The sequence below is a fragment of the Testudinibacter crocodili genome, from assembly GCF_006228025.1.
Taxonomy (GTDB): domain Bacteria; phylum Pseudomonadota; class Gammaproteobacteria; order Enterobacterales; family Pasteurellaceae; genus Chelonobacter.
In genome coordinates this window covers 1-7,542 of record NZ_VDHF01000116.1, presented here as the reverse complement: position 1 = coordinate 7,542, position 7,542 = coordinate 1, and the positions used below count along the sequence as shown (strand labels likewise).

7 protein-coding genes are annotated in these 7,542 nt (G+C 44.2%); 6 read left to right on the top strand and 1 reads right to left on the bottom strand.

Features of this window, described 5'->3' with window-relative positions; all coding sequences use genetic code 11:
* Positions 1-68: 68 nt before the first annotated feature.
* The 5 genes from FHQ23_RS11230 to FHQ23_RS11210 all read left to right on the top strand — a co-directional run bounded on the left by FHQ23_RS11230 (position 69) and on the right by FHQ23_RS11210 (position 3,856).
* Positions 69-2,006 carry a PTS ascorbate-specific subunit IIBC gene (locus FHQ23_RS11230; protein WP_442805503.1) on the top strand — a complete coding sequence of 646 codons (1,938 nt, stop codon included), beginning with the start codon at positions 69-71 and terminating at the stop codon, positions 2,004-2,006.
* A 63-nt stretch (positions 2,007-2,069) separates the two neighbouring features.
* Positions 2,070-2,540 (top strand): PTS sugar transporter subunit IIA, encoded by a 471-nt coding sequence (locus FHQ23_RS11225; RefSeq protein ID WP_139609648.1) that lies wholly within the window; start codon positions 2,070-2,072, stop codon positions 2,538-2,540.
* Positions 2,541-2,563: 23 nt separating this feature from the next.
* Positions 2,564-3,214: a 3-keto-L-gulonate-6-phosphate decarboxylase UlaD gene (locus FHQ23_RS11220; protein ID WP_139614399.1), complete on the top strand. Its 651-nt coding sequence runs from the start codon at positions 2,564-2,566 to the stop codon at positions 3,212-3,214.
* Between the two features lie 167 nt (positions 3,215-3,381).
* Positions 3,382-3,573, top strand: coding sequence for a DUF5397 family protein (locus tag FHQ23_RS11215; protein WP_132966569.1), 192 nt, complete (start codon positions 3,382-3,384; stop codon positions 3,571-3,573).
* 4 nt (positions 3,574-3,577) lie between these two features.
* A complete protein-coding gene (locus FHQ23_RS11210) occupies positions 3,578-3,856 on the top strand; it encodes a virulence factor (RefSeq protein WP_139614398.1) in 279 nt (92 codons plus the stop codon).
* 81 nt (positions 3,857-3,937) lie between these two features.
* On the opposite strand, the gene msrA is transcribed toward FHQ23_RS11210, so the two are convergent.
* Positions 3,938-4,471 carry a peptide-methionine (S)-S-oxide reductase MsrA gene (gene msrA, locus FHQ23_RS11205; protein ID WP_139614397.1) on the bottom strand — a complete coding sequence of 178 codons (534 nt, stop codon included), beginning with the start codon at positions 4,469-4,471 and terminating at the stop codon, positions 3,938-3,940.
* 294 nt (positions 4,472-4,765) lie between these two features.
* Here msrA and topA point away from each other — a divergent pair, with 294 nt between their 5' ends.
* Positions 4,766-7,372, top strand: coding sequence for a type I DNA topoisomerase (gene topA / locus FHQ23_RS11200; protein WP_139614396.1), 2,607 nt, complete (start codon positions 4,766-4,768; stop codon positions 7,370-7,372).
* The last annotated feature ends 170 nt before the right edge of the window (positions 7,373-7,542 follow it).

Genomic DNA, 7,542 nt, shown 5'->3' with positions numbered 1-7,542 from the left:
GTTATAAAATTATTAAAATAAGCGATTTGGATCACAAAAAATCAAAATTAATCTTTATTTCTTCATGAATGATGACTTATTATGATTGTCGAATCAGGGGAGATGAGGTTGTACAATCAAATGCCCTGACAAACCAAGGAAAGTCATCAGATGTAATCAATCAACCCCGATCATTATGGAATCGATGGAGTCGAATTATGGAAACACTATATAATATATTTTATATTTTCTATAGCCAAGTTATGACAAAAGCCCCTTTATTGTTGGGTTTAGTTACATGTATTGGCTATATTCTTCTGCGCAAAGACACAACCACCGTTTTAAAAGGCACAATTAAGACGATTGTCGGTTTTATGTTGGTGCAAGTGGGGGCTTCTACACTGGTAAGTGGATTCAAACCAGTGATTGAAAAATTATCAGAGTATCATCATTTGACCGGTTCGGTGATTGATCCCTATACTAGTATGATGGCGACCATGGAAACCATGGGGGATAACTACTCTTGGGTTGGTTATGCAGTATTGATGGCGTTGGCGCTGAATATTCTATTGGTGGTTTTCCGTCGCTTTACCGGCATTCGCACTATCATGCTGACTGGGCACATTATGTTCCAACAAGCAGGTTTGGTTGCGGTATTTTATATGGTGTTGGGCGCATCAATGTGGGAAACCATCATCTATACTTCGATTCTGATGGCGCTGTACTGGTCGATCTCATCTAATATCATGTATAAAGCAACTCAAGCGGTCACCGGCGGTGCTGGATTTTCCATCGGTCACCAACAGCAGTTTGCCTCTTGGATTGCGACTAAAATTGCACCGAAATTGGGTGATAAAAACGATTCGGTCGATCATTTAAAACTGCCAAAATGGTTGCATATTTTCCACGATAGCATTTCTGCTACTGCAATTGTGATGACGGTATTCTTCGGTATTATTTTGCTTTCGTTCGGATTGACCAATTTGCAGGAGATGGCAGGCAAAACGCACTGGACTATCTATATTCTTGAAACCGGGTTGAAATTTGCGGTGGCGATTCAAGTGATTGTCGCTGGGGTGCGGATGTTTGTGGCAGAGTTGTCGGAAGCGTTTAAAGGGGTTTCCGAGCGCATTATTCCAAATGCAGTGTTGGCGATTGACTGTGCTGCGATTTATGCGTATTCGCCAAATGCGATGGTGTTCGGCTTTATGTGGGGCGCAATCGGACAATTTGTGGCGGTGATTGGGTTGCTGCTGTTCAGCTCGCCGATTATGATCATTCCTGGGTTTATCCCAATGTTCTTCTCCAATGCCACCATCGGCGTATTTGCCAACCATTTCGGCGGTTGGAAATCAGTGATGAAAATCTGTTTTGTGATGGGGATTATCGAAGTACTGGGCTCTGCTTGGGCGATTCAAATCTTTGCCGACAATGGCACGGCTTTCAACGGCTGGATGGGCATGGCTGACTGGGCGCTGGTATTCCCACCAATTTTACAAGGTATCAACAGTATTCCATTCTTCTTCTTTGCGATTTTAGGTGTTTCTTTTGTGTATATGGCGTACGCGTCTAAAAAATTGCGTGCCGATGAAGCTGCCGCACTTGCCGCAGGCAAATCCTTGGATCAAATGGATGGTTATGGTGTCGATGATTCCAACAGTGATGATAACAGCAACAACAGCAACAACAGCAACAATAGTAGCAACAGCAACGAACTAGGCAGTATCAAACCGGTCAGAGTATTGGCGGTTTGTGGAAACGGACAGGGATCGTCCATGATGATGAAAATGAAAATCGGCGCTTACTTAGACAAAAAAGGCATTCCGAACAGTATGGACTCTTGCGCGATTTCTGATTATAAATCGAAAATTGACAGCACTGATATCATCGTCTCTTCCAAACATCTGGCGGGTGAAATGCAAGTTCCTAACGGAAAATATATTCTGGGCGTGCAAAATATGTTGAATCCAAACTCTTTTGGTGAAGAATTGATTGCTATCATTGAACAGAATTTTAAAACAAAATAAACTGGCTATCGGCATGACGAATTCGTCATGCCGGATTTTATAAAAGGAAGATAGAGGAAGGCTATGAACTTAAAACAATCACTCATCGATAATGATTCGATTAAGTTGAATCAGCAGGCGACAGATTGGCAGGCGGCAATTAAAATTGGCACTGATATGCTGGTGAAGTCCGGTGCAGTCGAAGTGCGGTATCATAATGCAATTGTGGACAGTATCAAAAAATTAGGCCCTTATATTATTTTAGCGCCAGGCTTGGCAATGCCACATGCCAGACCGGAAGACGGTGTGAATAAAACCGCCTTTGCACTGGTGACACTCAGCACCCCGGTCACTTTCGAGGGCGAAGAGACACCGGTCGATGTGTTGATTACGTTGGCAGGCAGCGATTCGAATCAGCATATGCAGGGATTAATGGAGATTACCCAAATACTGGAAGATGAAGAGAGCGAAAGTGGTGTCGATTTGGAGAAAATTAAAGCCTGCCAGACAAAAGAAGAGATCTATCAAGTTATTGATCAAGCGTTGAATAAATAAATATAAAGTAAACAGGAGAAATTATGACAACCAAACCTTTATTGCAAATCGCATTGGATTCTTTGGGTTTAACAACCGCAGTTGAAACCGCTGATAATGTAGCGGGCTATGTAGATATTATTGAAGTCGGCACGATTTTAGCGTTTGCCGAAGGCATGAGTGCGGTCAGCACCTTAAGAAAAAATCACCCGAAACATATTTTGGTATGTGATATGAAAACCACCGATGGGGGGGCGATTCTAGCCAGAATGGCATTTGAAGCCGGCGCTGACTGGATCACCGTCTCCGCTGCCGCCCATATTGCCACCATTGGTGCTTGCAAGAAAGTGGCTGACGAATTCAAGCGTGAAATTCAAATCGAATTATACGGCAACTGGACGCTGCAAGATGCACAAAAATGGGTTGACCTTGGCATTCGCCAAGCGATTTATCACCGCTCGCGTGATGCAGAATTGGCTGGCGTGGGCTGGACTGAGGACGATCTGGTGAAAATGCAGCAACTGTCTGATTTGGGGCTGGAGCTTTCAATCACCGGTGGCATTGTGCCGGAAGATATCCACCTGTTTGCTGGCATTCGCAACGCAAAAGCCTTCATCGCTGGCCGTGCTTTAGTTGGTGAAAAAGGCAAAGCCACAGCAGAAGCGATTAGAGCGGAAATTGCGAAATATTGGTAATGGCTTAATATACTAAGTGAAATAATAAAAGACACTAGCACGAAACCTGCTGCGAATAACAGCAGGTTTTTTATACTTCCGTCAGTTTATATTTAAATTGTAGACTTTACATCGACCAATAACGTTGTAAAATTCGTCTAAGGTCGTTTTGACTAAAGGAGAGGATAATGGAAAATACAGCACAAATCCCAGTTGGTGCAATTAAAACCTTTGGTGTTTATGGCATTCCATATCAGGTTGGTGAACAAGCTCAAGTATTACCGGACGGGGATATTTTAGTTAATATCACGCTGATCGAAAGTGGTGAGCAAGAGATTTATAAATTATCCAAATTATTGGAAGATCCTGAGGCGAAATAGTTTCATGTATGCAATTTCATTTGATTTAGTTGTCGCAGATACTGAAAAAAACCATCCTAAAGGCGTGGCTCAGGCTTACTTTGATATTGGTAGTACCTTAAGAAAATTTAGATTTGAACGGGTTCAAGGAAGTTTATATATCAATTCAGATGAAAATATGGCAAATTTATTTCAAGCAATGAGCGCACTCAAAATGATGGAATGGTTTCCTGACTCGGTTCGTGATATTCGTGCTTTCAGAATTGAGCAATGGTCGGATTTCACACCAGTTGTTAAAAGCTAATACCAGTTGTTAAGCTAATAAAAGTGCAGAAGTTAATTTTCTGCACATCACAATTTTTTCTGCATAACAAATACTCATCAGCTACAAATCTGTTTTCCATAACTCAGCAAATTTGACTTTAGCTTTCAAATATTTAGGCGCAACCACCATGCTGCAATAGCCGGTGTTGGGGTTTTGTAGGAAGTAGCCTTGATGGTAGGCTTCAGCCGGATAAAATGTTGTGGCAGGGCTGATTTTCGTCACAATTGGAGCGCTAAAGTGCGGTTGCAGCTCGGCAATGGTTTGCTCAGCAAGCTGTTTTTGCTGATCGTTTAAATAAAAAATTTCGCTGCGATATTGTGTGCCGACATCGTGATCTTGACGGTTTAGCTCGGTTGGATTGTGAATCGCGAAGAAAATAGCCAACAGCGTTTGGTAGCTGATCTGCTGTGGATCAAACTCGATTTTCACCGCTTCGGCGTGTCCGGTGTCGCTATCGCAAACCTGACGATAGCTTGGGTCGACGAGATGTCCGCCGATATAGCCCGAAACCGCACTTTGTACCCCTTGTATTTGGTTATATACCGCTTCGATACACCAAAAGCATCCGCCGGCAAAAATCGCTGTTTGCATCATCTTTCCTTATTTATAACCCGAGGGTCTGTTGATGTTTGTTTATATTTTGCGTGAAAGTACGGTAGCGCACAAGCAAAAAATCGGGCGATTAAAAACCAAAGCCTTGCAGAATTGTGCGGTTTGGCGGAAAAGCTATTGTAATCCCCCGCAAACCTTGATATTGTCAGCGCATTTTATGATGTCTTGATGTTAATTTTGATTAACGAGCACGCTGATTGGAACACGCTGATTGTGAAGCTGCAAAGTGCGGTCAGACAACATTGAAAAGTATTAACGTATAAGAATAGGAAGAAAATGAGCAAATCATTAGTGATTGTCGAGTCCCCGGCGAAAGCCAAAACAATCAATAAATATCTAGGCAAAGATTATGTAGTGAAGTCCAGTGTTGGACATATTCGTGATTTGCCGACGGCGGGATCGTCAAATGGTGAAAAACGCAAAGCGGTTTCGACCAAAGGCATGAGCGTGGAAGAAAAAGCAGCATTGAAAGCTGAACGTGACCAAGAAGCATTGGTGAAACGCATGGGCATCGATCCTTATCATGGTTGGAAAGCTAACTACCAGATTCTGCCGGGCAAAGAAAAAGTGGTTGCCGAGCTGAAATCACTGGCGAAAAAAGCGGAACATATCTATCTGGCAACCGACTTGGATAGAGAAGGAGAGGCGATTGCTTGGCACTTGCGTGAAGTGATTGGTGGCGATGATGCTCGCTATAGTCGTGTGGTGTTTAATGAAATCACCAAAAATGCCATCAAAAATGCGTTTGAAAAACCAGAACAGCTGAATTTAGATCGAGTCAACGCACAACAGACTCGCCGTTTTCTGGATCGTGTGGTCGGCTTTATGGTTTCCCCGTTGCTGTGGAAAAAAGTGGCGCGTGGGCTGTCCGCCGGACGAGTGCAATCAGTAGCGGTAAAATTGCTGGTCGAACGAGAAAGAGAGATCAAATCGTTTGATCCGAAAGAGTTTTGGGAAGTGGCGGTTGATACGTTGACTCAACAGCAACAAGGCATTCGCTTAGATGTGACGCAATTTAACGGCAAAAAGTTTGAACCGGTCAACCAGCAGCAGGCTGATGTTGCAGTTGCGGCCTTACAAAAAGCCGATTACATGGTCAGCAGCTTAGAGACCAAACCGACCAGTTCAAAAGCGAAAGCACCGTTTATCACTTCGACATTGCAGCAGGCTGCCAGCACGCGCTTAGGTTTTGGCGTGAAAAAAACCATGATGATGGCACAACGCCTGTATGAAGCCGGTTACATCACCTATATGCGTACCGACTCCACCAATTTGAGCCAAGATGCGTTGAATATGGCTCGCAGCTATATTGAAAAGCAATTCGGTAAACAATATTTGCCGCAACAGCCAAATTTTTATTCCAGCAAAGACAATGCACAAGAGGCGCATGAAGCGATTCGTCCGTCAGATGTGGCAGTGAAAGATAAAGATCTAAACGGCATGGATAAAGATGCCGTGCGGTTGTACGACTTGATTTGGCGCCAATTCTTGGCGTGTCAAATGCCGCCGGCACAATATGATTCAACCACACTCAGCGTGCAAGCTGGCGAGTACGAACTGAAAACTAAAGGGCGGATTTTGCGCTTTGACGGTTGGACCAAAGTGCTGCCGATTATGGGGAAAAGCGCAGAAGATCAAGTATTGCCGCAAGTGGCGGTCAATGAAAAATTAAATTTGAGCCAAGTCATTCCACAACAACACTTCACTAAACCACCGGCACGTTACACCGAAGCGGCATTGGTGCGTGAATTGGAAAAACGTGGCATCGGGCGACCTTCGACCTATGCTTCGATTATTTCTACGATTCAAGATCGCGGTTATGTGCGGGTCGAAAACCGTCGTTTTTATGCCGAGAAAATGGGCGAGATCGTCACTGACCGTTTGAATCAGTCGTTCAGTGAACTGATGAGCTATGATTTTACTGCCAATATGGAAGATTCGTTGGATCAAATTGCCAACGGCAACGCCAATTGGAAAACTGAGTTAAATCAATTTTTTAGTGATTTTTCACAAAAGTTGTCTAATGCTGAATTGGACGAACTTGAAGGCGGCATGACCCCGAACAGTCTGGTCGAAACGGAAATCAAATGTCCGACGTGTGGACGCAATATGGCGATTCGTACCGCCAGCACCGGCGTATTTTTAGGCTGTACCGGCTATGCGTTACCGCCGAAAGAGCGCTGCAAAACCACGATTAATCTGATTCCGGAAGCGGAATTGTTGAATGTCTTGGACGATGATTCCGAAACCGATGCCTTGCGCAAACGCAAACGCTGCCCGAAATGCCACACCGCAATGGACAGCTATCTGATTGACGGACAGCGTAAACTGCACATTTGCGGTAACAACCCAAATTGTGACGGCTATCTGATCGAGCAGGGCGAATATAAAATCAAGGGTTATGACGGTCCGGTGGTCGAATGTGACAAGTGCGGTGCGGAGATGCACCTGAAACTGGGGCGTTTCGGTAAATATATGGGTTGCACCAATTGCAGTAATACCCGCAAAATTTTGAAAAACGGCGAAGTGGCGCCGCCAAAAGAGGATCCTGTGGCTTTCCCTGAGCTGCCGTGTGAAAAATCCGATGCCTATTTTGTGCTGCGTGATGGTGCCAGTGGCGTCTTTATGTCGGCACATAATTTCCCGAAATCCCGTGAAACTCGCGCCCCTTATGTTGAGGAACTGGTACGATTCAAAGAGCGGTTACCGGAAAAATTCCATTATTTAACTGAAGCGCCAACTGTTGACTCAGAAGGAAATAAAACGATAGTACGTTTCAGCCGCAAGGAAAAACGTCAGTATGTAACTTCTGAAAAAGACGGCAAAGCGACTAAGTGGATAGCCGATTATCTTAACGGACAGTGGATCGAGCGAAAGAAATAGGGTCTGTTGATCTTTTAAGTATATTATTTGAGCTAAAACTAATCCTTTTAGCCTAGCACGGCGAAGCCGTACTAGGTTACGCATAGATCAGCCGCTTTGCGGCTGCTTCAGAGAGGCAAAGCCTCTCATCAATGCTTAACCGATTGCGACCGTAGGTCGCTGTCGGATAA

What these genes read in the sequence shown, in the direction of transcription:
- FHQ23_RS11230 (WP_442805503.1), top strand. Translation starts at nt 69, where the DNA reads ATGATGACTTATTATGATTGTCGAATCAGGGGAGATGAGGTTGTACAA.
- FHQ23_RS11225 (WP_139609648.1), top strand. Translation starts at nt 2,070, where the DNA reads ATGAACTTAAAACAATCACTCATCGATAATGATTCGATTAAGTTGAAT.
- FHQ23_RS11220 (WP_139614399.1), top strand. Translation starts at nt 2,564, where the DNA reads ATGACAACCAAACCTTTATTGCAAATCGCATTGGATTCTTTGGGTTTA.
- FHQ23_RS11215 (WP_132966569.1), top strand. Translation starts at nt 3,382, where the DNA reads ATGGAAAATACAGCACAAATCCCAGTTGGTGCAATTAAAACCTTTGGT.
- FHQ23_RS11210 (WP_139614398.1), top strand. Translation starts at nt 3,578, where the DNA reads ATGTATGCAATTTCATTTGATTTAGTTGTCGCAGATACTGAAAAAAAC.
- msrA (WP_139614397.1), bottom strand. Translation starts at nt 4,471, where the DNA reads ATGATGCAAACAGCGATTTTTGCCGGCGGATGCTTTTGGTGTATCGAA.
- topA (WP_139614396.1), top strand. Translation starts at nt 4,766, where the DNA reads ATGAGCAAATCATTAGTGATTGTCGAGTCCCCGGCGAAAGCCAAAACA.